This is a genomic window from Chryseolinea soli (genome assembly GCF_003589925.1).
GTDB classification, from domain to species: Bacteria; Bacteroidota; Bacteroidia; order Cytophagales; family Cyclobacteriaceae; genus Chryseolinea; species Chryseolinea soli.
In genome coordinates this window covers 2,977,939-3,003,096 of the sequence record NZ_CP032382.1, presented here as the reverse complement: position 1 = coordinate 3,003,096, position 25,158 = coordinate 2,977,939, and the positions used below count along the sequence as shown (strand labels likewise).

Below are 25,158 nucleotides of genomic sequence, written 5' to 3'. Positions count from 1 at the left end.
CAAGGTAAGCAATGCCACCGTGTTGGGGTATCATCTGTTTTGAAAAAAAAGAAAAAAATAAAGGGCCAGTGTTAACCACCGACCCCTTATCACTCTAGCCTATATCCTTAAACTAGTTTTTATCCCACCATAACGGGGTTTGCGTATTGTCTGCACCATTCAGCAGGCTCTTTGCAGCTTCCACGGCCTCCGCATTATTTTGTCCTTCGGAAACCAGGAAGGGTATTCTTCTCAACCACTGTGTGGCCGGATCCGAGATCAACGGGTTATCCGAGTTTGCCACAGGATACAATTTCACCAAGTGGCTGCGACGATAATCGGCCCATGCTTCCATACCATCGGGATAAAGTGCGAGCCATTTTTGAGTAGCGATCTGTTCGCGTTGTATAGGCTCCGTCGCTCCGAACAATACCGGGATATCGGTCATTGGAGGCGAGTTGAGGAAGTCCTGAGGAGCAATCGGCGTACTGGTGCCATTGATGTATCCCGTAGGATCAACAGCAAGGCCCCACTGCAAGAAGGAATTCTTAATGCCCGCCTCGTAGTAACTTTGAGCGGATCCGCCGCCCATATCCCAACCATTCAACGCACCTTCTGCACGCAAGAAGTAAGCCTCCGCTGTACACATTACGTTTTGTGGCGTTGCCAAATAGCCGTCTCTGCCGCCTCTGTCCGGAGGTGACCAACGTGGTCCTTGCTGCGAATTGTAGTCATGATCGTTCAAGCCACCTTTGTCGGTCAGCTGAGCCGAAGTGAGGCCATTTCTAAGTCCTTGATAACTGCCGTCCTTTTTTGATGGGACAAAATACTCCGTCATCCGGGGATCGTCATACCCCTTAAGCACGGATTCCATGGAGGCGCTCATTCTGAACTCATCCCATTGCATGATCGACAAACCGTTTCCGTCGTCGCCTTTCAGACTTCTTGCTACCAGAGCATCGTCATCAGGGCTTTTCGTAAATACCCCACCGGCTACAGCGGCTTCGGCTTCCGTCTTTGCACGATTCTCATCCACTTTGGAAATTCTTAGTGCCAACCGCAGCCGAAGTGTGTTTGCAAATTTTATCCATTTGGCCTTATCGCCACCATAAATGATATCGTACGATCCAAAAGGAACATCTTCAGGGCCTTTTGTTTTCAAAACATCGACCGCTGTTTTCAACCGTGTGAAGAAGTCATCATAAATTTTATCCTGAGCATCATAGGCAACGGATTTCGCCGCTATACCCGCTTGGAAATAAGGTATGGGACCCCAATAGTCCGTTACACGATGGAAAGTATAGACCCACCAGATGCTCGCCAGAGCATATTCGGATGAATTCGGATCGCTGGCGTCGAATATCGATTTTAACTGCGGCACCACGTCCGTATACATCGGGTTAAACGCAGCACCTACCCAGTTTTGGTTGATCACCAAACGATCGGAACCAAAGTAGGTAGCCTCGCAGGCAAAATACTGTGCGTATTGATCGGCGAAAAGATTCTGAGCAACCTGATAGTTCCATTGGCTGTTCGGCGCTGCAGACTCCGCTTTTGAAAAAAGTAACGGCAATTCAGCAGGACCGATCGTGGCCACGTTATTCTTATTGGTATTGACGCTCTCAAAGTCACTGGTGCAAGACGCTACCAGCGCAAGACCGCCCAACAGGGTAGTCCTTACAACATTGCTGGAGATTAGCTTATATTTTTTCATATACTTCATATAGTTATAGGATTAACAGTTAGAAAGTAAGATTCAAATTACATCCTAAACTGCGGGTGGACGGCAGCGTTCCATACTGCACACCTTGCCAGTTACCGTTACCAAGACTCATATCCGGATCGATCTGCAGTTTGCGTTTTCCGAGACCGGGAATATCCAACAGGGACGAGCCTCTGTACAACCATGCGAGGTTGCGCGCTACAATAGAGAAGCGTGCTGACTTGATAAAGAAACCAGCCGGCACGGGAATGTTGTATCCAAGCGACAATTCTCTGATTCTGAAGTTGGTGGCATCATAGGCAAAGAATTCGCCAATGCCGTAGCGTTTACCCGATGTCGATTCCGATCCAGCGGCCCAGAAATCTTGTGCAGATATGGTTTTCTCTACCTTGTTTCCATCCTTGTCAACACCACCTAAGTTCCAGCCGCCTTCGCGGTATTTCTCCGTCACTTCAGAGATACCACTGAAGGCCAGGTTCATTTCCGTTCCATCCAGGATCACACCTCCAAAGCGTCCATCTACCAACAGCCTTAAAGAGAATCCTTTATAGTTGATCGTGTTTGTTAAACCCAAGGTAGCTCTCGGCATGAATGATCCGAGGTAGGTTTGATCGGGAGTTGAGATGGGAAGACCGGTCTTCGCATCGACAACGAAATTTCCATTGCTATCACGTTGCCACATCCGGCTCACCATGTCGCCGTAGCCTCTTCCCACCTGGATGACAGGAGTGGCTGTGCGTGCATACCCTGCGTTGTCACCGAGGTAAGCGATATCAAGCCCTTCGGACAGGGACTTTATTTTGTTGCGGTTCAGACCAAAGTTAGCGGCGATATCCCAAGTCAGATTGCCTTTCACTGGAGTAGCATTCAACACGATTTCAACCCCTTGATTTTGGATGTCACCCGCGTTGATGTATTTATTTAAATAACCTGTGGCCACCGGTTGATTGATCTTCAGCAATTGGTTGATGGAATTGCTCTTGTAGTACGTTACCGTTAAGCCGAGTCTGTTCTCCATGAACCGGGCGTCCAATCCGAATTCCAGGTTTTTAACCTTCTCGAATTTCAGACCGGGAATAGCTTCCGTAAGCGTTCGCGCAAGGAAACCTTTTCCAGCACCTTGACTGAAAGTATATGTGTTGGTGCGGATTTGAGGCTGTCCACCGTTGCCCACAATGGCATAGTTCGCGTTTACTTTCAAGAACGATATGGGCTGCGGCAGCGTCATCATATCCGAAATAATGCCCGACAGACCAAACGAAGGGTAGGTTATCGTATAGGGGCTTGGAATGCGTGAATCCCAATCGTTTCGCAACGTGGCTTCCAGGAAGAGATATTCTTTAAAGGCAAGGCTCGCCTGACCGAAAACCGATTGCGTTTGTGTTTCGGTTGCCGTCGACGACGCGGTGTTGGTTGCTGCGAATCCCTGGCTGAACTTATTGTAAATCAAAAGTCCATTGGCTGTCGCAAGATCCTGATTGTACAGATAGTCTTGATAAATTCCACCGATCCGGTAGTCCAATTTAAAATCGTCACCAAACTTATGCTCTCCGGCCAGCGTCAGGTCATACCACTGTTGTGTGATCCCTGTTTTCGCCAGTTGATCATATCCCCCTTCCTGGTTTGCCCAGAGCAAGGTCTTGTTGGAGTATTGTTGCTCATCGGCATCGATAGTACGGTCAACGTTAGCCCTACCCGTAATACTAACACTGGGGAGGACTTGATATTTCAGCGAAACAAAACCCATGATACGGTTACGGGTCTGATTGATGGCTGTCCGGTTGATCATCCAATACGGATTCTGATAGATAGAGCTGAGCGTGGAGGGCCAGGCGGCGGGTATGGGACCCGTGTTGTCCGTGGTTTCATAGAAATTGCTTGCCTCGCTCAACGGCATACTGCGGGGTATCTGGTAGATGTCAATCACAGGAGCGTTCTCCTCACCGGTCCGGGGGCGATTTTTGATCGTCTGGGAGATGTAGGTGATCTTGGCATCCGTCGAGAATTTCTTACTGATCTGATTGCTGATGCGCAAGTTGATGTTGTGACTTTGCAGATTGTTCTTAGGAATAATGCCCTGCACCTGTTTATTGGTATAAGACAAATACGTCTGCATTTTTTCGGAACCGCCCTGAACGCCGATCGAGTTGTTCAAGCTTACCCCGTTGCGGAAGAAATCTTTAATGTTGTCGGGCTGCGGTGAATAGCTCAACGTGTGGCCAAAGTCGTTCATATACGACTGACCATCCATTTTAGGACCCCAGCTATCGCCAACACCGGAATTTAACAGACCTGCGTTTCCCTGACCGTAGCTGTTCTGAACTTTGGGAAGAACAAAAGCCTTCTCAGACGTGATACCGGAGTTGATGTTCACCGTCACTTTGTCTTTTGTTCCTTTTTTGGTGGTGATCACAATAACGCCATTACCCGCCGAGCTTCCATAGAGTGCGGCAGCGGATGCACCACGCAAAATAGTGACCGACTCAATATCGTCGGGGTTGATGTTCGAGGCACCATCGGAGCTTTGCACCGATCCAAAATCGCTGGTCGCTGCCGTGTTCGTATTGTTGTTGATGGGCACACCGTCCACCACGATCAAAGCGTTGTTGCTTCCCTGGATAGAGCGGTTACCACGGAGCACGATCCGCGCCCCGCTGCCGGGTCCACCCGAGCCTTGTGTGATCTGGGCGTTGGCAATTTTTCCCTGGAACGAGTTGATGACGTTGTTGGCATCCCTCACTTCCGTGAGTTGTCCGGTGGGCACGGTCTGCGTGGCATATACCAGCGTCTTCGCTTCGCGCTGGATACCCAAGGCCGTTACCACCACTTCAGAAAGTTCCTTCGTGTCTTCCTGCATCACAACAGCAATATTGGACTGATTTCCCACGGCAATCTCCTGCGTAGAAAAGCCAATAAAAGAAAACACCAACACACTATTCTGAGGATCGGGCACCGACAGGGAGAACTTACCCTCCGAGTCTGTGGTAGTTCCCGACGTGCTTCCCTTGAGTAGGACGGACACCCCTGGTACGGGTGTTCCGTCGCCCGCTGCTGTGACCGTTCCGGTCACTGTTTGAGCATACGCCGATGCGCTTGCCAGCGTGAGCAAGAACAGCAGCTGTAGTAAACGTTTTTTCATTGAAAATTTAGGTTAGGGTGAAACATTATTTCGCACGTTTTAGCCCCAGCCGAATATTCTAGCGGCCAAAACGTATGTCAAAGTAGAAAGTAGAAGAAATAAAAGCAAGAAAATTTTTAAAATGTGTACGCACACACTTAATTTGTGTGCGAAAACACATTAAGCATCGCTGCCGAGAACGTTTTCTATTCACTTAAATTTCATTCTTTTGACCTATGGACATTGGAAAAAACATCCGAATCAAGGATATCGCTAAACTGGCCGGCGTTTCGGTCGGCACAGTCGACCGTGTGCTCCACAACCGGGGACGTGTTTCCGATGAGGCCCTCAAAAAAGTGACGGCCGTCATGGACCAGATCGACTACAAACCGAATCTGATCGCCCGTACCCTGGGATCCAATAAAAACTATAAAATAGCCGCCCTGATCCCCGATCCTACGGGGGACCCCTACTGGGCCCAAACCAACCTGGGCATCATCCAGGCACAGGCCGAGTGGGCACAATACGGCGTCACCGTCGACACCTACACGTTCGACATCTTTAATAAGGACGCGTTCCGGGGCCTGGCCATGGAAGTATTGGAATCGGCACCCGACGGCATTGTGATCGCTCCTATATTTTATCACGAATCGCTGCCGGCCTTCGAACTGTTTCAGAATCAGTCGATTCCATATGTATTGTTCAACACCAACATCCCCGAGGCGCAACCGCTGGGCTTCATCGGCCAAAACCTCAACCAAAGCGGCCGGGTGGGGGCAGAACTCATTAATTTAGGACAACACGAGTCCGGCACCTTTGCCGTACTCCATATAGATGAAGACGTTCACGACTCCATCCACTTGTTGGAAAAGGAAAAAGGCTTCCGGGAATATTTTCAGGAACACCGCAAACACAAATTTGAGATCGTCGACTTTATTCTCAATCCCAACGAGCCTACGTTCAAAAACCAGCTCATCGAGCTGTTGGCCGACGATACGCTGAAGGGCATTTTTGTGAGCACCTCCAAGGGCACCGCTGTGGCAGCTTCCTTCCTTGAAAAATATGGCAAAAGGGACATCCGTCTGATTGGCTACGATTTGCTGGAAGAGAACCTGAAATACCTTCGCTCGGGCGTTATCGACTTCCTGATCAACCAAAACCCGAAACGGCAGGCACTGCTCGGGATCAGCCACCTGGTGAACCACCTGATGTTCAAAAAATCGGCACCCGCCCTGGAATTGTTCCCCCTGGAAGTGATCACCCAGCAAAATGTGGACTCCTACCTGGGTTCCGGCATTCATTAAGCCACCCAAGCCCGACGGGAGCCGAGGATTTCTGATGACATAGCGCTATTTTTGCGGCCATTCATGAAATTCAAGCTCACGTCCGTCGACCCGAAATCGGCTGCCCGCACGGGCATTCTGCAAACCGGGCACGGTGAAATACAGACTCCCATATTTATGCCCGTCGGCACGGCCGGTTCCGTAAAGGCCGTTCACCAACGGGAGCTGGAGCTCGACGTACAGGCCCAGATCATCCTGGGCAACACCTATCACCTTTATTTGCGCCCCGGCACCGAGTTGCTGGAAAGGGCCGGCGGCCTCCATCGCTTCAACGGGTGGTCTAAGCCCATCCTCACCGACAGCGGCGGCTACCAGGTTTATTCACTGGGCGCCAACCGGAAAATCACCGAAGAAGGCGTCATCTTTAAATCACACATCGACGGTTCCAAGCACACCTTTAGCCCGGAAAGTGTGATGGACATCCAGCGCACCATCGGCGCCGACATCGTTATGGCCTTCGACGAGTGCACGCCCTATCCCTGCGAATATGCCTACGCTAAAGACTCTATGAACATGACCCACCGGTGGCTGAAGCGTTGTGTGGATCGCATGGCGCAGACCGAACCCCGGTACGGCTATGAGCAGACGTTGTTCCCCATTGTGCAGGGTAGCGTGTATAACGATCTGCGGAAAATGTCGGCGGAGTTTATCGCCGCACAGGATCAACCCGGAAACGCCATTGGCGGGTTGTCGGTGGGCGAGCCGCACGAAGACATGTATGCCATGACCAGCCTGGTCTGTGGCATTCTTCCCCAGGACAAACCGCGCTACCTGATGGGCGTGGGCACACCGGAAAATATCCTGGAGTGCATTGCCTTGGGCATCGACATGTTCGATTGTGTGATGCCCACGCGAAATGCCCGCAACGGCATGTTGTTCACCACCCAGGGCATCATCAACATCCGCAATGAGCGGTGGAAAGACGATCTTTCGCCGATCGACGCCACGTTGGGCGGCTATGTGAGCACATTTCATTCGAAGGCCTATTTACGGCACCTCATCATCAATAAAGAAATATTGGGCGCGCAAATTGCTTCCATTCATAACCTTACGTTCTACCTTTGGCTGGTGAGCGAGGCCCGGAAGCAGATTGAAGCCGGCACGTTCACGACCTGGAAAAATAATATGGTAAAAATAGTTTCTCAACGCCTCTGACACAGAACCTGGTGAAGGTTACATGAAGCTGCTCGATAAATATATTCTCAAGACCTTCCTCGTCACATTTTTCTTTGTGGTGCTGATCCTGTTGTCGGTCATCACGGTCATCGACCTGACCGATAAGATGGACAAATTCTCGGCGGCAAACCTTCACGCCAAGTCGATCCTATATTATTACCTGGTCTACATTCCCGGCATCGGCAGCCTGCTCACGCCCATCACCATCTTTATTGCAGCGGTGTATGTTTGTTCGCGGATGGCGGGACACACCGAGATCATCGCCATGCTCAGCGCCGGCATCAGCTTCCGGCGAATGCTGGCCCCCTTCCTGGTCGGCGCCGCGTTTGTGGGCGTGATCAACTTTGCCCTCACGGGGTGGATCATCCCCAACTCCACAAAAGAGCGTGTAGCCTTCGAGTTGCAATACCTCAAGAACAAGTACTATTTCGACAAACGCAATATCCACATCCAGGTCGCGCCGGACGTTTACCTGTACATGCAAAGCTACAACAACTCCAACCAGACCGGCTATCACTTCACCCTCGAGAAATTCGAGCACAACCGCCTCGTGGAAAAGCTCACGGCCGACCGTATTGAGTGGGACACCACCAAACGCAAATGGATCATGCGCGATTGGGTTATTCGCCGCGTGGACAGTCTCTTCCATATCCCCACGGCCATGGAAGTAAAACAAGGCTACAAGCCTCACTCCGCCTTGCCCGACACCGCCAAGGTCTTCAGCGGCTCCTCGCGCGACACGGCCCTGGTCATCCAGCCCAAGGAATTCGAGAGCGACTACCTTCGCTCCGAAGGCCTGACGCTAAACGAACTGGACGACTACATTGATATGCTCAGTAAGCGTGGGTCTACGGGGGTGGAACTTTACCAGGTTGAAAAATACACGCGCTACACCTCGCCGTTCACCATCCTCATCCTCGTCTTCATGGGCGTCATCGTGTCGTCGCGTAAAAGCCGCGGGGGCACGGGGTTGCAAATCGCCCTGGGGTTTGTGCTGTCCTTCCTGTTTATTTTATTCTTTACTTTATTCCGGACCTTTGCGGAAGCGGGCTCCATGCCGCCGCAGATCTCCGTGTGGATACCCAACATCATCTTCTTCATCATCACCCTCGTCATGTATAAATACGTTCCCCGGTAAATGGCCAGTCGCGCAGATTATCTCAAGCTACATTTTATTGTTTTCCTTTGGGGCTTCTCCGCCATCCTGGGAAAACTGGTCTCCATCCCGACCATGGAGATGGTATTTTTTCGTGCGCTCTTGGCCATGCTGGGAATCGGTCTCGTGATCCTTTTGACAAAAGGGACTTTCCGGGTCACACCCCGCTTCTTCCTATACCTTATCCTCATCGGATTCATTGTAGCCTTGCATTGGGTGTCGTTCTTCGGTTCAGGTCGTGTGGCCAATGTATCGGTAAGCCTCGTAGGCTTCGCCACCAACTCGCTGTGGACGGCCATCCTGGAACCGTGGATGAATCGCACACGCATAAAAAAATTCGAATTAGTGCTGGGCTTCATCGTGCTCTTTGGCTTGTATATTATTTTCTCCTTCGATTTCCAATACAAGCTCGGACTGATCCTCGGCATTTTGGCGGGCTTCACTTCTGCCTTGTTCTCGGTCTTCAATTCCAAAATGGTCCGCACGATCCCCTCTTTCACCATCGCCTTCTATGAAATGATGGGTTGCTTTGTCGGCCTGGGAATATTTCTTCCCCTCTACAAACTCACCTGGGCCACCGGAGAATCGATGCTGTATTGGCCAAGCCTCTTGGATTGGTTTTGGATCGCCATACTGGCCGGCGTTTGTTCCGTCTATGCCTATACCACGGCCGTGGAGCTCATGAAAAGGATCAGCGTATTTCTCATCCAGCTCACCCTAAACCTGGAGCCCGTCTACGGCATCATCATGGCCCTCATCATCTTCGGAAGCTCCGAAAAAATGGGCACCAATTTCTATGTCGGTACCGGCATCATCATGATCTCCGTCCTCGTCTACCCCTATCTAAGAAAACGATTTGATCAACGGGCCGCATCGAAACAAGCGGTGTCCTAAAAACTGCACACCGCCCAACGGGCCCTTGTTGGTGTTCTTCACCAACAAGTTCATTCAGTGTCCCATCGCACCATATTAGTTATTTATCCACAACGGATTCACACTAAAAATAACAACCATTATTTAATGATGCTCCCCACAACTTTTATTGGTGAAGAACACCAACAAAGGCGGGGACGCTTTAAAGAAATGAATCCCATTATTGTTGGCCTGGATTGATAATATCCCAAAACAACTTTTGTTGGTGGGACACCAACAAAAGGGCATGCTGGCCTCGCGAATATTTTGGGGAAGATTCTTTAAATACTCCCCGACCACATCGTCATGTCCGGAAAGCTTGTTTGTAAGTCGACGGGCTTATCAAAGATCCCAAACAATGCAGCGCCTGATCCGCTCATGCTGGCATATAACGCTCCGGATGCATAGAGCTTTTCTTTTACAGATTGAAGTACGGGGTGCTTCTTAAAAACAGTTGCTTCAAAATCATTCCTGATCCAGTGTCGCCATTCCTCCACAGGATAGCGAGTGATCAAGGTTCGTAAAGACTGTTCGGGTTGGCGTGGTGTTATTCCGGCGTAGGCTTCGGCGGTGGAGACATGGATGTCGGGTTTGACCAGCGCGATAAATTTCTTTTGAAGGCTTACCGGGGTCGCGGAGAGCACTTCCCCCCTGCCTTCGCCCAACATCGGTTGGTCTTGGGTAAAGAATGCGCAGTCGCTGCCCAGTTGCGCGGCGTAGCCTGCCAGTTGCGCAGGCGATTGTTGGAGTTGGAAAACCGTGTTAAGCAACCGCAGGGTGTGGGCCGCGTCCGAAGACCCTCCTCCTAGTCCAGCGCCCATGGGGATGATCTTGTGGAGATGGATCTTTACCGGGGGAAGGCGATGCTCGTCCCGCAAAAGTTCATAGGCCTTGATGCAAAGGTTATCCTCGGCCTTTCCGGGAACGGGCTGGCCGGTTTGCGTAAAGCCAAATCGGTCAGCGGGGATAACTTCTAAAATATCGGTCCAGGGGATGGGATAGAAACAGGTTTCCAGGTTGTGATAGCCGTCGGGGCGCTTGCTGAGGATGTTCAGGCCGAGGTTGATCTTGCAGGGCGGGAAGGAAACCATGGGCGTTGAAAGGGGTTGGGCTTTGTGGCTTGAAACGCCATACAAAGCCCAACCGGGAAAATTTTATTTAGACAGTCGGTCAACCATTTCCTGGGTGATGCCGGTGCTGGAGAAGCCGCCGTCGTGCATCAGGTTTTGCATGGTGACCATGCGGGTGAAGTCCGAGAACAGTACGGCGATGTAGGCCGCGCAATCTTCTGCGGTAGCGTTACCCAGGGGCGACATCATGTTGGCAAAGTCGAAGAACACGTCGAAGCCGGAAATGCCGGCACCGGCGGTGGTTTTGGTGGGCGACTGAGAGATGGTGTTCACGCGCACCTTCTTCAGTTTCGCGAACCGCGCACCATAGCTGCGGGCAATGGATTCCAGCATGGCTTTGGCTTGCGCCATGTCGGTGTAGTCGGGGTATGAACGCTGTGCCGCGATGTAGCTGAGGCCGACGATGGAACCCCACTCGTTCATGGCATCCAGCTTTTCGGCGGTCTGCAGAATTTTGTGGAACGAGAGCGCCGAGATGTCGATCGTTTTCAGATACCAGTCGTAGTTCATGTCGCCGTATTCTTTTCCCTTGCGGATATTGGGGCTCATGCCGATAGAGTGGAGCACAAAATCGATCTTGCCCCCCAGGAGCTCCATGGATTTGACGAAGAGATTCTTGAGGTCCTCTTCCGATGTGGCATCGGCGGAGATCACTTCCGTATCACAGGCTTTGGCGAGTTCATTGATCTTTCCCATACGCATGGCGATGGGCGCGTTGGTGAGGGTAAACGATCCACCTTCCTCTTTTACTTTCAAGGCGGTTTTCCAGGCGATGGAGTTCTCATCCAGGGCACCGAAAATGATACCACGTTTTCCTTTCAATAAGTTGTTGGCCATGATTCTTTAGATTGTCGTTGTGTCAAGGTTGTGTCAAGGGCACAATAATACGAATTTATTGGCGTGACGCGAACCGGGCGGGCAATTATGCGCCGGGCGTTATACGTTGGGAATGGAGATGGAGAACGATGTCCCCTTTCCGATCTCGGACTCAAAATTGATTTTACCACCCAGCCGGTCCAGGGCTTTTTTCACCAGGTAGAGACCCAGGCCATTGCCTTTGGAACGGTCGCTGCCGCGGAAGAAGGGTTTGAAGATCTCGTTGCGGAAGGGTTGAGCAATGCCCACCCCCCGGTCGCGGATCTCCAGGTTCACCGTGCCGTGGCCATCATAGACACGGATGTCGATGCAATTAAGATGTTCCGGGCTGGTGAAGTGTATGGCGTTATCGATGAGGTTCATGATAATGATGCGGAGCAATTTTTCGTCGGATACAAACCGCACATCCTCCACCGCTACCGACACGGCGATCTGTTGCTCCTGGAGGTCGGCTTCAAATTTCTTGATCACTTCCGAGACCAGTTCGTTGAGCCGGATGATGGAGAGTTCCACCACATGGCTGTTGAGGTCATGGGCCGTGGTCAGTTTTAGCAACATCTGGTCCATCGCCTGGGCTGTGGTGTTCACTTTATGCAGGATCTCGCGGGCAATGTCCTCCTTGATGAGGTACTGGCCGATGTTGTTCAGTCCGATGATGGTGGTGATGGGACGTCGCAGGTCGTGCGAAGAGCGGTAGAGAAATGTGTCGAGCTCGCGATTGGCCTCCAACAGCTTGCGGGTGCGGGTTTTCACCTTGTCCTCCAAATCCTTATTCACCTTTTTGCGAAAGCGGTTTCGCCGATACAAAAAAGAGATGAGCACCAACGCCATTCCCAACCCTAACCCTATCGTCGCCATCAGATACGATTGGTTTTTGAGTTGCTCGTCTTTCAGTTGATTTTCTTTTACGACCAGGCTGTGGTTGGCCAGCTTCTTATCAAAATCATAGGCCGCTTGTAAATAGGCACGCTCCTTCGAATTTTGGCGAGCCAATAACGAGTCGTGCTCGGCCTGAAATTTTTTTATGAAGGTGTAGGCTGTTTTATGATCGCCGGCTTCGGCATAGAATCCGGCCACCTTGCTATAGTATTGCGGCATGATAAACTGGTGGGCCCGGATCAACACCCCGACCGTGTCAAATGCTTTGCGGGCCTCCAGGTGTTTGCCGAGAGCCTCATAGGTATTGCCCATCACAAAAATGGCATTGGCCGCATTGTGCCACTCCCGGTACCGCAGGCTGATACGCTTGTCAACAGCCGTCATCAACAACGCTGAATCGTACTGACCTGTTTTAAAATAAAGCGTCCCGAGGTTGCCGATGGTAAGGCCTTCCCAAAATTCATTGCGATCTTCTTCCGCCATTTTACGCGCCGCTCGCAGGGCAATGAACGATGAAGCAAAGTTCTCCAGCTTCATGTAGGCCAGACCCAGTGTGTTCCAACTGTTCATGACATCAAATCGTCTCACTTTCACCTTGAAGTCCTGGGCATGCATTTGGTAAATGCGCAAGGCCCGGTTCAGCAGGTCAATGGCGGCCTCATAATTTTCACCGTGGTATTGGATATAGCCGGCCTGGTAGTAGTTGGCAAATGATTCGTAGGGTTCTCCGTATTTTTCGCTCCAGGGTGCGGCCTTCAGAAAGGCATCCAGCGCTTTTTCCTTCAGGTTCTCCTGGTTGTAGATGCTGCCCATGAGAAACAGGGCCGGTCCTTTTTCGGAATGTTGTTTTAATCGTTCGGCGCCCTGCAAAATTTCTTCCGCCACTTGCAAGGCCTCCACCGTTTTGCCTTTGTGAAGTTGCACTTGGGCCAGGATGCGCAGCGACTGGAGTTGTCCCTTGGACGGGCTTGTGTTTTGGACTTCCTGTCCCAGGATCTTCTCGGCCTCCGCCAACGGCAGGGCGTCGAAAGCATGGATCAGACTATCGATCTCCAGTTCGGTGAGCGCTTTTTTTGTGCTGACACTCGCCAGCGCCTGACCGTGCACCTGGTCCCCTACCAGCACGCTGGCGACGATAAAGAAAGCGATAGACCCAAACTTGCGGCACGATTCAATCATGTTTGTATAAATAGCAAAAAAACACACGAAGTAAACCGCAAAAATAGCGTCTGGCATCAAAAGAATGACAGTCGGCGTTGGCATTCGATAGAATATTTTTGTATATATTAGTATATCAAAATTTAATCCCTATGGAAACCACGTCAACCTTCTTAAGCACGTGGGATCAATACATGTATGTGGGCTCCGTTATGTGCATTGCGTTGGGTGTATTGATCCTTTTGTATCATGAGTTCAAGGTATTCCAGATCAAAGATCTCAAAGAGAAGTACGACTATGTCAATCTCAACGAGATCAAGTACTTCTGGTACGCCATGATAGCCTTCATTGCGGCGGTGGTCATCTATGCCAACACCATTGCCACGGAGAAGATCGCCCGTGAGGGCACACGGTGGTTCTTCGTCCGTATATTCGTCACGGCAGGATTTGCGGTGATCGCCTACTTCGTGTTCTATAGCCTGGTGCGCATTTACTATCCGCGCCAGCTCGAAAAGCGACTCGCGCGGCTGCGCAACACGCCCCGCATCTCGCCGGCAGGCAACCCCATGCGCAAGCTCAGCGAATCGGAAGAGGAACATCACCTCGACGAGGCACAACGCGCCGACGGCGTGATCCATTCAATCGATTACGATGTGTGGGTGGATGAGGCAACCGGGTTCAAAAAAATTGAAAAATACCCTGCCTATCAGCATGCCGAAGAATGCTCGGAGTGCGGCTATTTCACCATGAGCATTGCCCGCGAAGAGATCGAAAAAGCCCCTACCTTGGGCGAGCCCGGGATTTTGTTGAAACACTACAAATGCTCGTACTGCGGCCATCGTGAACAACACGAGGTCACCGTTGCCAAGCTCTCCGCTAACGTCGCGTAAAAAAATACTTTTACCTCAAGGCTGTTTCCCACACGCGTCCAACCCGTATATTGGCGCGTTGTATGAACGTATCGGCTTCACATCCTATCGGAGTCTTCGACAGCGGTATCGGCGGTCTCACCGTGGCACACGCCATCCGAAACCTGCTGCCACAGGAAAGCCTCATCTATTTTGGCGACACGGCCCACCTACCGTACGGCGACAAGTCGGAGGCGGCCATCCAAGCCTATTCCATCAAAATTGCCGACGTTTTGCTCCGAAAGGGATGTAAGGTTATTGTCATCGCCTGCAATTCCGCCTCCTCGGCTGCCTACGAGTTGCTAAAAGAATATGTGCGCAACGACGTGCATATCATCAACGTGATCGACCCGATGGTGGACTTGGTGTTGCAGCGCTTTGGGGGCAAAAAGGTGGGCCTCATCGGCACCAAGCGCACCGTGCAGTCGGGCGTGTATGCCCGCAAGGTGGAGGAGGGCCAACAGGGGATTACCCTGCGTTCGCTGGCCACCCCGTTGCTGGCGCCGATGATCGAGGAAGGCTTCTTCAACAACCAGATCAGCCATGAGATCATCGCCCAATATTTAGGCGAGGAAAGCCTGCACGGCATCGACGCGCTGATCCTGGCCTGTACCCATTACCCCCTTATTAAACGCGAGATCGCCGCCTTCTATGGCGAGCGCATGACCATTCTGGACTCTTCGGAAATCATTGCCAGGGCCCTGCGACAATACCTTGAAAACGAAAAATTATTGAATACCACGGCCCGGGTACAGCACCATTTCCTGGTGTCGGACTATACCGAGTCGTTCGAGGCTTCAGCCCGCATGTTCTTTCACGATGATGTCAGGCTGGAAAAACACCCCTTGTGGAACTGATACGACCGATGTACTTTTCGGTAGAAAAAATAAAAAATACTAAAGTATAAATTGCCCAATTTGGGCACTCTTTGAAAGACCCTTGGCCCGACCTTGACAACACTGGTATTTATATTGCCATTCCTGTTATTCTATACGGTGATCGCCATCTATGCCGAGCGCAAGATCTCCGCGTTTGTCCAGGACCGCCTGGGCCCCATGGAAACCGGATATTATGGCATTACCCAAACCATAGCCGACTTGCTGAAACTCCTCCAAAAAGAAGACATCGTACCTGCCCGCGCCGAAGCCTCGCTGTTTCGCCTGGCGCCCGTGCTCATCTTCGCGGCCGTGTTCGCCGGCTTTGCCGTCCTGCCCCTGGCCCCTACGTGGTCCGGTGCCAACATCTCTACCGCCCTGTTCTTTTTACTGGCCATCATTTCCCTGGATGTCGTTGGCATTGTCGTGGCGGGATGGAGTTCCAACAACAAATACAGCATGCTGGGCACGATGCGTTCGGCGGCGCAGATCATTTCATACGAAGTACCCTTGGGCTTGTCGGTCTTGTGTGTTTGCATGACCTGCGAGACGCTGAGCTTGCAAGCGATCTCGCTTCAGCAAAGTATCTATAGCACCGAACCCCAATACCTTTTTGGCATCCCCGCGCTGGGCATCGAGACCACAACGGTTGGCGGATTCACCACCTGGAATGTCTTCCGGATGCCGTTGCTGTGGGTGGCCTGGGTTGTGTTTTTCATAGCCTCCCTGGCCGAGTGCAACCGGGCGCCATTCGATTTGCCGGAAGCAGAATCGGAACTGGTGGCAGGCTTTCAAACAGAATACTCGGGTTTCCGCTGGGCTGTAATAATGCTGGCCGAATATGGAATGATGCTTTTAGTAAGTATATTAGGGGCAGTATTATTTTTTGGCAGCTGGAGCACTCCCTTACCGAACATCGCTGCACTACGTTTTGCGGATTGGACTAGTGGGGCAGCGGGCTCATGGGAATCAACCTTGTGGGGGATTTTTTGGTTGTTGGCCAAGTCCTTGTTTTTTGTAGCCATGCAAATGTGGGTGAGATGGACTTTTCCCCGTCTCAGGGTTGACCAATTAATGAATGTATCATGGAAATATTTGACACCGATTGCATTGGTATTGGTGGTTGTATGCGGATTTTGGAAATTAATTTTTAGTTGATCGCGTGAAAAAGACTTTTTGGATCTTACTCTTTGTGTGTTCACAGGCCGCCCTGCATGCGCAGGCGCCGCATGAAATTGACAGCTTGCAAAAAGCCCTGAAGGGTTCGTTGCCGGACTCCACACGGGTGCGAGCCCTTGTCCGCCTGTCCACCCTAAACCAGTACATAAACTTTACCGCCAGCACGCGCTATACAGACGAGGCCGTGACCCTGGCCGAAAAACTGGGCGTGCCCGAGTTGAAGGTGCTTGCCTACCAAAGCAAGGCCTATTTGCTCACCAGCAGCGGCGACCATAGCACCGCCATCACCTTCGACAACCTTTCGCTGGAGAACGACATCAGTCTAAAAGACAGCGTGAAGATCGCCCGCGACTATAACAACATCGGCAACGACTATTACGAACTCGGCGAATACGACGATTCCTTTTTCTATTTCACCCAATCACACCGCATTGCCACGGCCGTCAAAGACACGTTCCGCATGCTGGTGGCCTACCACAACGTGGGCCGTGTATTCAAAGAGTTGGGACAATACCAACGCGCCTTGGATCACCTGAATCTCGCAAAAAAAATGAGCGAGAAGCAAAAGGATGATGAGGGCATCGCTTATGCATACGACGAGATCGGCGATGTGCAACTGCGCAAGAACGAATATGACTCGGCGTTGGCAACACTTACCCGCGCGCTGGATTTGACGCGCAGGCTCCACGTGAATTCACTGGAGCCCAAAGTACACTCCAAGTTGGCCACGATCTACCTGGCCAAGGGCGACTTTCAAAATGCCCGCGCACATTACGACTCAGCCTACATCCTCAATGCCCGCACTAAAGACAAGTTTGGCGTGGCCGAAGTGGAGTTAGGCCGGGGCATTGTCTACACCAAAGAAGGCGACTATGCGCAGGCGCTCAGCAAAATTGAAAGCAGCCTCGCCGTGGCCAAGGAACTGAACGCGCGCGTGTTGGAGATCAAATGTTTCAACCAGCTTTCTCTGTTGTGGGAAATGAAAGGAGACTACAAAAAGTCGCTGGAATATTATAAGCAATTCAAGCTTTTGGAAGATACGCTGTTCAGCCAGGAAATGCAGGGCAAACTGATCCGTGACCAAATGCGTCTCGAAACGGAGTCGCGCGATTCACAGATCGCCTACCTCAGCCAAAAGGATCAAAATACAACCAATGCATTGAAGAAACAGGAATTCGTGCGCAACATCCTCGTGGTGGTGGTGGCGCTGACCGTTATCCTGCTGATCACCGTTTATCGCAGTGGCCGTCGCCGCCGGCAGATCAACATGCTGCTGCTGCAACACCAGGAAGAAATGGAGCGACGAAGCGAAGAACTGGAGCGCCTCAACCAGGTGAAGGACAAATTCTTCTCCATCATTTCGCACGACCTGCGCTCGCCCATCAACGCGCTCAGTGGCTTGCTTGACCTGTTGGACAAAGGCGCCGTGAGTGAAACCGAATTGCCAAGTCACGTACGCGAACTGAAGGCGCGCTTCAACCACACGCGCACGCTCCTCAACAACCTGTTGGATTGGACGCTCCTGCAAATGGACAAGCTAAGCCTGCAAGCCGCCAAGATCGACATCCAGAAGATCGTGGAGGAAAATATTCAGCTGCTGGGCTCTGTGCACCACAAAGACATTGAACTCGTCAACGAAGTACCGAAAAATACCATCGGCTTTGCCGATTCCAACACCATCAACCTCGTGATCCGCAACCTCATGACCAATGCCCTGAAGTTCACGAACGACGGCGGCAAGGTCACCATCAAGAGCCAGGAGAAAGGCCCGCAATGGGTGATCTCGGTTGCCGATAACGGCGTGGGCATGAACACGGATGTGCTCAAGATCCTGTTCGACAAAACCGCTCCCTATACCACACGGGGCACGGCCAACGAAAAGGGCACAGGTCTCGGCCTCATTCTCTGCAAAGAATTCGTGGAGAAAAACGGCGGCAAGATCTGGGTGGAGAGCGAGGAAGGCAAAGGCAGTACGTTCTACTTCACGCTGCCCAAAGCCAGCTAAGCCGCACCCGGTCTAACAGCTGTTCGTTTTCCAGGGGGAATCTTCCGTGGAATAATCCACCCTAAATGTTCGTCACATCCTTTTCCCTTTTATTTTTGCTATCGCAATGAATACGGGCAAAGACACCTCCTACTGGCACAACATCACCGACACCCTTCGTTCGCTTGGCATGGGGCTGAAGGTCACGTTCGCCCATTTGCTCCAGGCGCGCAAAACCCAGGCCGTGACCGGCATCGCCGAAGAAAATTATTTCACGTCGCGCGACGGCATTGCCACCATCCAGTATCCCTACGAAATGCAGCCGGTGCCCGACACAGGCCGCTACCGCCTCCACAATGAAATCGACGACTGCATTGTGTGCGACAAGTGCGCCAAAGTGTGTCCCGTAAATTGCATCACCATCGAACCGATCCGGGCCACCGAAGAGATCGGCAAAACCTCTGACGGAACTTCCAAACGGATCTACGCCGCCACGTTCGACATCGACATGGGCAAATGTTGTTTCTGCGGATTGTGCACCACCGTGTGCCCTACCGAGTGCCTCACCATGACGAAAGTATACGACTTCAGCGTGACCGACATCCGCGAACACAATTTTGTGTTTGGTGAAATGACGCCGGAGGAGATCGAAGAGAAGAAAAAACTTTTTGAAGAATTCCAAAAGAACAAAGCGGCGGCCACAGCTTCTACACCTGCACCAACCGGTTCAACCGCCGGGGCGGAAGAAAAGAAAGAAGCACCGAAGACGGCCTCCCCTGCAAAGCCCGTGTTCAAGCCAAAGATAAAACCACCCGGGTCATCAACGTCGCCATCATGAATGCACCGTCGTTCCTGTTCTACTTTTTTGAGGTCATAGCTGCCGGCGCCGCCGGGGGGTTGTTGTTTGTTCGCAACGTATTTTATGGCGCGCTGCTCGTGATCGCCGTGCTGTTGGCCTTGGCGGGGCTGTATATTTTGGCCTTTGCCGAATTTGTTGCCGTCACGCAGATCCTGGTGTATGCCGGCGGTGTTCTCGTGGTCATCATTTTCGGGATCATGTTAACGACGCGGCTCGGCGGGAAGCCCCTCGTCATCGAACACGCCCGTTCTGTTTCAGCAACCCTGGTTGGCCTGGCGTTCTTTGGCACGCTGGTATATCTCTTTTCGCAGGAAAGCTTCGAAGCCCATCCGGCGAAAGCCGCGGCACCCACGGTGCTAGACGCCACCCAAACCCTGGGTGTGTCGCTGATGAGCGACTATGTGCTCCCCTTCGAAACGGCCGGCATCCTGTTGCTGATGGCACTCATTGGCGCGGCCGTGATGGCTTCGGAACACAAATCCAAAAAAGCCTGACGCCATGAATGTACCCGTTCATCACTTTCTTTACCTCGGCGCCTTCCTTTTTTCGGCAGGACTTGTGGTGGTCATCAGCAAACGGAATACCATCCTGGTGCTGTTGGGATTGGAGCTGATGCTGAACGCGTCCAACCTAAACCTGGTGGCCTTCAACCGCCTGCATCCGGGCACGTTGCAGGGGCAGATGTTTGCTATCTTTGTCATCGTCGTGGCCGTGTGTGAAGCGGCCGTGGGCCTGGCCATCGTGCTCCGGATCTACCAGGAATACCAGACCTCCGTTCCCGACGATGTGAATGAATTAAACCTTTGACGTTTGGACGCGATTCACACATACTCATTCTTCTTTCGCTTCTGCCTGGTGGCCGCGCTGGCGTTTCCGTTGCTTTCATTTGCTTTATCGTTCTATATCTCCGAAAAATATTCCTGGATCACTTCAGTGCTCGCATCGTTCCTGCTCTTGTTGGGCACGCTGGCATCGGCCGTGGTTTTGTATCAGGCATGGAATCATCCCCCGTTCGTCTATCAACAGCAGTGGTTTTCGCTGGCGGGATATTCTTTTTCGGCCGCCCTTCACATCCATAATGTTTCGGGCCTCATGCTGTTCATCGTCACGGGTGTTTCATTCCTGGTGCATCTCTATTCGGTGGGATACATGGCGGGCGACGCCGGCATTCGCCGGTATTTTGCCATGCTGGGATTTTTTACATTCGCCATGCAAGGCATCGTGGTGTCCGACAATTTGTTGATGACGTTTGTGTTTTGGGAACTGGTCGGATTTTCTTCTTACATGCTCATTGGCCACTGGCATGAAATTCCCGCAGCTGCTGAAGCTTCAAAACGCGCGTTCATCATCAACCGCGTGGGCGACGCCGGGTTTCTGGTGGGGCTCATGATCGTGTGGGCGCATGGACACAGTTTCGATATCACTGCCTTGCAACAATTGCCGGTTGATCCCACCTGGATGACCCTCGCGTCGTTGGGAATTTTTTGTGGCATCGTGGGCAAGTCCGCACAGTTTCCTTTGTTCACCTGGCTTCCCGACGCCATGGTGGGACCTACGCCGGTTTCGGCATTGATCCACGCGGCTACGATGGTGGCGGCAGGCGTATTCTTGTTGGCCCGTGTGCATTTTCTATTTACGGTTCCATCGCTCCATGTCGTTGTGGTGGTGGGCTGCATAACAGCGCTGCTGGGCGCGGTATCTGCCTTAGCACAACACGACATCAAAAAAATTCTAGCATACTCCACCCTATCTCAACTCGGATTGATGGTGGTGGCGCTGGGTGCCGGCTCGCCTCAAGCGGCCCTGTTGCACCTGTTCACGCACGCCTTCTTTAAGGCCTGTCTCTTCCTGGCTGCCGGTGCCGTCATCCACACGCTACACCAGGCGCAACATCAAAGCCACGTCCATTTCGACGTGCAAGACATTCGCAATCTGGGAGGCCTGCAAAAGAAACTGCCTTTTACCTTTCTCATTTTTGTGATCAGCGGAAGCGCGCTGGCCGGTTTGCCCTTCACTTCCGGGTTCTTGTCGAAAGATGCCATCCTCACCGCACTGGTGCAATGGAAAGGCGAAGGCTTCTCCTGGAAGCTGCTCATTCTGACGGCCGTGGCATTGGTCTCTTTTCTCACGGTGGTGTACACGTTCAGAATGATCTGGAAAATTTTCAAAGGCGTCGAGACCGCTACAGTCCGGCTCGATATTTCGGAACCTCCGGCCGTGATGCGCGCGCCCATGGCGGTGCTGGCGGGCGTCTCGTTGTGGATCTGGTTCTCCTGGAATCCGTTCGATTTTTCCGGTTGGATGTATCTGAACATCAGCGAAGCCAAACCCGTGCATTCAGGGATCGTATCCATCGCGTCAGCAGTTTGGGTGATCCTGGCCCTCGGCGTTGCGTACACCACACGACGGATGACGTTTGAATCCTCTGGGTTGCTCAACGCTTTCTATTTCGATCGCTTCCTGAAACAGTTCGTGGAAAAACCGATCCTTCAACTGGCGGCCCTGACCCATCATGCCGACAAAAAATGGATCGATGGTTTTCTTCACGCTACAGCCTATGCCCAATTGATTGTTGCCCACCTCACCGGTTGGTTTGATCGCGCCATCGTGGATGGCCTGGTCGATGGGGTGGCCGGCGCGGCGAGAGGGCTGGGTTCGTTCACCCGGTCTTTTCAGGGTGGGAAAATCCAGCTTTATATTTTCTGGGCCACTTTCGGAATCATAATTTTCATAATTTGGACCCTGCTTTAAACCGTATGCAGTCCTAAAGACCAGTTAAATGCAGCATTACCTCCTTTCGCTCTTACTGTTCACTCCCCTCCTGGCAGCGCTGCTCAGTCTTTTCTTACCGGCCACTTCCGTCGCGACCTTCCGGATCATTACCATCGTGGTGAATGTTTTGCAAGTCGTGTTCCTGTTGGTGTTGCTGGTGAGCTATCAATCCGGAGCGGGACTTCAGTTCGTGGAATTGAAACCGTGGATCACGCTGAACATGGGTAATTGGGGGGTATTAAAAGCGTCCTACTTTGTCGGCGTCGATGGCTTGAGCTTGCCCCTGGTGGCCCTCGCGGTTTTCATTCTCTTCATCGCCACGATCGCATCCTGGAAGATCACTCAAAACGTGAAAGGATATTTCATCCTGCTGCTCATCCTCAACGCGGCCATCATCGGCAGCTTCACCGCGCTGGACTTCCTGTTGTTCTATCTCTTCTTCGAGTTCATGTTGCTGCCCATGTTCTTTCTCATCGCGTTGTGGGGCGGACCGAAGCGTGAGTATGCTTCGATCAAATTCTTTCTCTATACCTTGCTCGGCTCCATCCTCATCCTCATTGTGATGATCGCGTTGTATGTCTCCGTGCACGATCCGTCGACAAGCGGCCAACTGGTGCACAGTTTCAACTTGCTGCACATGGCCGACGCGTCCAATTTTATTTCAACCTCTGTGCTCGATCCACACCGCGCATTGCAGCTGGGCCCGTTCTCGGCGCGCACGTGGGCGTTCCTGCTTTTGTTCTTTGGCTTTGCGATCAAGTTGCCGATGGTGCCGGTGCACACCTGGCTGCCCGACGCGCACGTGGAAGCGCCTACTCCTATTTCAGTGATCCTGGCGGCGCTGTTGTTGAAGATCGGCGGCTATGGCCTGGCACGCATTGCGTTTCCCATTTTTCCAGACGCGGCATTTGACCTGGGATGGTTTGTGGGACTCATGGGGGTGATCTCTATCATTTATGGTGGGCTCAACGCCATGGCCAGTAAAGATCTGAAGCGACTCATCGCCTACTCGTCGGTGTCGCACATGGGTTTTGTATTGCTGGGGTTGGCATCGTTCACCGCGGAGGGGACCGCCGGTGCCGTGTACCAGATGGTCAGCCACGGACTTATTTCTTCCATGCTCTTTGTTTTGGCCGGCGTGTTGGCCGATCGGACCAACGATCGCACCATTTCACACTATTCCGGTTTAGCCGGTAAAATGCCAACCTATACGGCGTTTATTTTAGTAGCCTTCTTTGCCTCGCTGGGGTTGCCCGGTTTTTCGGGGTTCATTGCCGAGATCATGGTCTTTCTGGGGGCCTTCAAGTCGGCCGGCCTGGGTGGACCTTTGCATGAAAGCCTGGCCATCGTTGCAACGCTTGGCCTGGTGATCGGTGCAGCTTATTATTTATGGACGCTGCAGCGCATGTTCTTTGGCCCGCTGAACGTGAAGGGTGAGTTTTCCGTGGACCAACTCTCCGACCTAAACCGGCGCGAATATTTTATCCTCCTCCCGCTGGCGCTGGCCATTTTGTTCTTCGGCATTTTTCCACAGCCCCTCATGTCGGTCATCGATCCGTATGCGCAGCACTTTGCGGCATTTGTATTGGAGTCGGGGAAGCGTTTAACGCTAAACCCCTAGCACATGGAAGACGTCGCCGGACAATTGCCCTCGATCAAAGCAAGTTTCATGCTGCTGGGTCCCGAACTGGTGCTTTCGACCGGCATCGTGGTGTTGGTGACCTTAGGGCTGATCAAAAAAATACAACGGACAACACTCACCGCTATAAGCGCGCTCACCTTTTTGCTCGCCATCGCGGTCTCTTTCGCGTTGAGCCGCTCGATGGCCCATGAATCGAGTGCACTCTTCGGGGGTATGCTGCGCCGGGATAGTTTTTCGTCCTATCTCGATTTGCTGATCGATATCAGTGGACTGTTCACGGTGGCGATGACGTGGCGCCGTCAACAGCTGCAACGCGCGCTTTCCGAATATTATGCTTTGCTCATCACGATCACGCTGGGCGCACACTTACTGGTGATGAGCGTGAACCTGTTGATGGTATTTCTCTCACTCGAGATGGTGTCGCTAAGTTCTTATGTGCTGGCCGGGTTTGCCTTTTCGCGCAAAGGCACCGAAGGAAGTTTGAAGTATTTTTTATTCGGCTCCGTGTCGTCGGCCGCCATGCTCTACGGGTTCTCGTTGCTGTATGGACTCACCGGAACGTTAGACTTCTCGTCGGGTGAATTCACCCGGCCTCTCATCGGTCATCCCAGTCCATTGTTTTTCATTGCGGCCTTCCTGGGCCTGGCCGGATTTCTCTATAAGATGGCGGCGGCTCCTCTACACCCCTGGGTGCCCGATGTCTATGAAGCGGCCCCGATGCCGGTTATTGCTTTTTTTGCCGTGGTGCCCAAGCTGGCCGGGCTGGGCGTGCTCACCCGTTTCACCCTGGCGCTGTATGCTTATGGACAATCGTCGTTCGATTGGCAGTTTGTGCTCAGTTTAGTGGCGTTGTTGTCGCTTACCGTCGGAAACTTTTCGGCGTTGTGGCAAAAAAATGCCAAGCGCCTGATGGGGTATTCGTCGATCGCGCAGTCGGGCTTTTTGTTGGTGGGAGTGGCCGCGTTTGTTCCGCAAGGCATTCACTACATGCTTTTTTATGCCAGCGCCTACGTGGTGATGAATTTTCTGGTATTCCTTTACCTGCAATATTTTGAATCGCTGGGGTTCTCGACGCTGGAATCGTTTGCAGGATCCGGGAAAATACTGGTCTGGCCTTCTGTTTTTTTGCTGGTCGGATTTGTGGCGCTCACCGGGTTGCCACCCACAGGCGGATTTACGGGCAAGCTTTTCATTTTTTCGTCGCTTTGGGATGCTTATCAGCTTTCCGGGAAGGGTGTTTTACTGTGGTTGATGGTATTTGGTTTGCTAAATACGGTGGTTTCCTTGTTTTATTACCTGCGCATACCCTTCTATGCCTTCGTTCGGGGCGGCGAATCCAACGCAAAACCAAATTATCTTACGTTCGAAAATCTTTTGGGCCTCATATTGGTTCTAGCAGTACTCTATCTTTTCTTCAATCCCGGATTGTTGATGGGATGGATTAATAAAATTAACTTTGTACTCTAATTTCGTTAGCCGTTAACCGTTC

General features: G+C 52.1%; 19 protein-coding genes. 14 read left to right on the top strand and 5 right to left on the bottom strand.

All coding sequences use genetic code 11. The features are described 5' to 3' along the window. Positions 1-112: 112 nt before the first annotated feature. Positions 113-1,693 (bottom strand): SusD/RagB family nutrient-binding outer membrane lipoprotein, encoded by a 1,581-nt coding sequence (locus D4L85_RS12925; RefSeq protein ID WP_119758766.1) that lies wholly within the window; start codon positions 1,691-1,693, stop codon positions 113-115. Between the two features lie 28 nt (positions 1,694-1,721). Next, a complete protein-coding gene (locus D4L85_RS12920) occupies positions 1,722-4,841 on the bottom strand; it encodes a SusC/RagA family TonB-linked outer membrane protein (RefSeq protein WP_119754700.1) in 3,120 nt (1,039 codons plus the stop codon). A 215-nt stretch (positions 4,842-5,056) separates the two neighbouring features. Between D4L85_RS12920 and D4L85_RS12915 the strand changes: the two genes are divergently transcribed. The 4 genes from D4L85_RS12915 (at position 5,057) to D4L85_RS12900 (ending at position 9,389) form a co-directional block, all read left to right on the top strand. Next, positions 5,057-6,124, top strand: coding sequence for a LacI family DNA-binding transcriptional regulator (locus D4L85_RS12915; RefSeq protein WP_119754699.1), 1,068 nt, complete (start codon positions 5,057-5,059; stop codon positions 6,122-6,124). A gap of 63 nt (positions 6,125-6,187) precedes the next feature. Continuing rightward, positions 6,188-7,318: a tRNA guanosine(34) transglycosylase Tgt gene (gene tgt / locus D4L85_RS12910; protein ID WP_119754698.1), complete on the top strand. Its 1,131-nt coding sequence runs from the start codon at positions 6,188-6,190 to the stop codon at positions 7,316-7,318. 22 nt (positions 7,319-7,340) lie between these two features. Then, a complete protein-coding gene (locus D4L85_RS12905; RefSeq protein ID WP_119754697.1) occupies positions 7,341-8,477 on the top strand; it encodes an LptF/LptG family permease in 1,137 nt (378 codons plus the stop codon). Further along, on the top strand, positions 8,478-9,389 hold the full coding sequence (locus D4L85_RS12900; RefSeq protein WP_119754696.1) for a DMT family transporter: 912 nt from the start codon (positions 8,478-8,480) through the stop codon (positions 9,387-9,389). 299 nt (positions 9,390-9,688) lie between these two features. Here the strand turns inward: D4L85_RS12900 and ispE are convergent, their stop codons facing one another. From ispE to D4L85_RS12885, 3 genes are all read right to left on the bottom strand, one after another. Continuing rightward, positions 9,689-10,498 (bottom strand): 4-(cytidine 5'-diphospho)-2-C-methyl-D-erythritol kinase, encoded by an 810-nt coding sequence (gene ispE / locus D4L85_RS12895; RefSeq protein WP_119758765.1) that lies wholly within the window; start codon positions 10,496-10,498, stop codon positions 9,689-9,691. A gap of 63 nt (positions 10,499-10,561) precedes the next feature. Continuing rightward, entirely contained in the window at positions 10,562-11,374 is an 813-nt protein-coding gene (locus D4L85_RS12890) for an enoyl-ACP reductase FabI (RefSeq protein WP_119754695.1), read from the bottom strand. 99 nt (positions 11,375-11,473) lie between these two features. Then, on the bottom strand, positions 11,474-13,471 hold the full coding sequence (locus D4L85_RS12885) for an ATP-binding protein (RefSeq protein ID WP_160143698.1): 1,998 nt from the start codon (positions 13,469-13,471) through the stop codon (positions 11,474-11,476). A gap of 131 nt (positions 13,472-13,602) precedes the next feature. Between D4L85_RS12885 and D4L85_RS12880 the strand changes: the two genes are divergently transcribed. From D4L85_RS12880 to D4L85_RS12835, 10 genes are all read left to right on the top strand, one after another. After that, entirely contained in the window at positions 13,603-14,340 is a 738-nt protein-coding gene (locus tag D4L85_RS12880; RefSeq protein WP_119754693.1) for a tripartite tricarboxylate transporter TctB family protein, read from the top strand. Between the two features lie 62 nt (positions 14,341-14,402). Beyond that, on the top strand, positions 14,403-15,215 hold the full coding sequence (murI, locus tag D4L85_RS12875) for a glutamate racemase (protein WP_119754692.1): 813 nt from the start codon (positions 14,403-14,405) through the stop codon (positions 15,213-15,215). 93 nt (positions 15,216-15,308) lie between these two features. Beyond that, complete coding sequence (locus D4L85_RS12870) at positions 15,309-16,391, top strand: complex I subunit 1/NuoH family protein (RefSeq protein WP_119754691.1); 1,083 nt, start codon at positions 15,309-15,311, stop codon at positions 16,389-16,391. A gap of 4 nt (positions 16,392-16,395) precedes the next feature. After that, on the top strand, positions 16,396-18,417 hold the full coding sequence (locus D4L85_RS12865) for a tetratricopeptide repeat-containing sensor histidine kinase (protein WP_119754690.1): 2,022 nt from the start codon (positions 16,396-16,398) through the stop codon (positions 18,415-18,417). Positions 18,418-18,523: 106 nt separating this feature from the next. Further along, positions 18,524-19,234, top strand: coding sequence for a 4Fe-4S binding protein (locus D4L85_RS12860; protein WP_119754689.1), 711 nt, complete (start codon positions 18,524-18,526; stop codon positions 19,232-19,234). Beyond that, positions 19,231-19,749, top strand: coding sequence for an NADH-quinone oxidoreductase subunit J family protein (locus D4L85_RS12855; RefSeq protein ID WP_119754688.1), 519 nt, complete (start codon positions 19,231-19,233; stop codon positions 19,747-19,749). Before D4L85_RS12860 ends, D4L85_RS12855 begins: the two co-directional genes overlap by 4 nt. 4 nt (positions 19,750-19,753) lie before the next feature. Then, positions 19,754-20,062 carry an NADH-quinone oxidoreductase subunit NuoK gene (gene nuoK, locus D4L85_RS12850; RefSeq protein WP_119754687.1) on the top strand — a complete coding sequence of 103 codons (309 nt, stop codon included), beginning with the start codon at positions 19,754-19,756 and terminating at the stop codon, positions 20,060-20,062. Positions 20,063-20,065: 3 nt separating this feature from the next. Next, entirely contained in the window at positions 20,066-22,006 is a 1,941-nt protein-coding gene (locus D4L85_RS12845; protein WP_119754686.1) for an NADH-quinone oxidoreductase subunit 5 family protein, read from the top strand. A gap of 28 nt (positions 22,007-22,034) precedes the next feature. Next, positions 22,035-23,648, top strand: coding sequence for a complex I subunit 4 family protein (locus D4L85_RS12840; protein WP_119754685.1), 1,614 nt, complete (start codon positions 22,035-22,037; stop codon positions 23,646-23,648). Positions 23,649-23,651: 3 nt separating this feature from the next. Beyond that, entirely contained in the window at positions 23,652-25,136 is a 1,485-nt protein-coding gene (locus tag D4L85_RS12835) for an NADH-quinone oxidoreductase subunit N (protein ID WP_119754684.1), read from the top strand. The last annotated feature ends 22 nt before the right edge of the window (positions 25,137-25,158 follow it).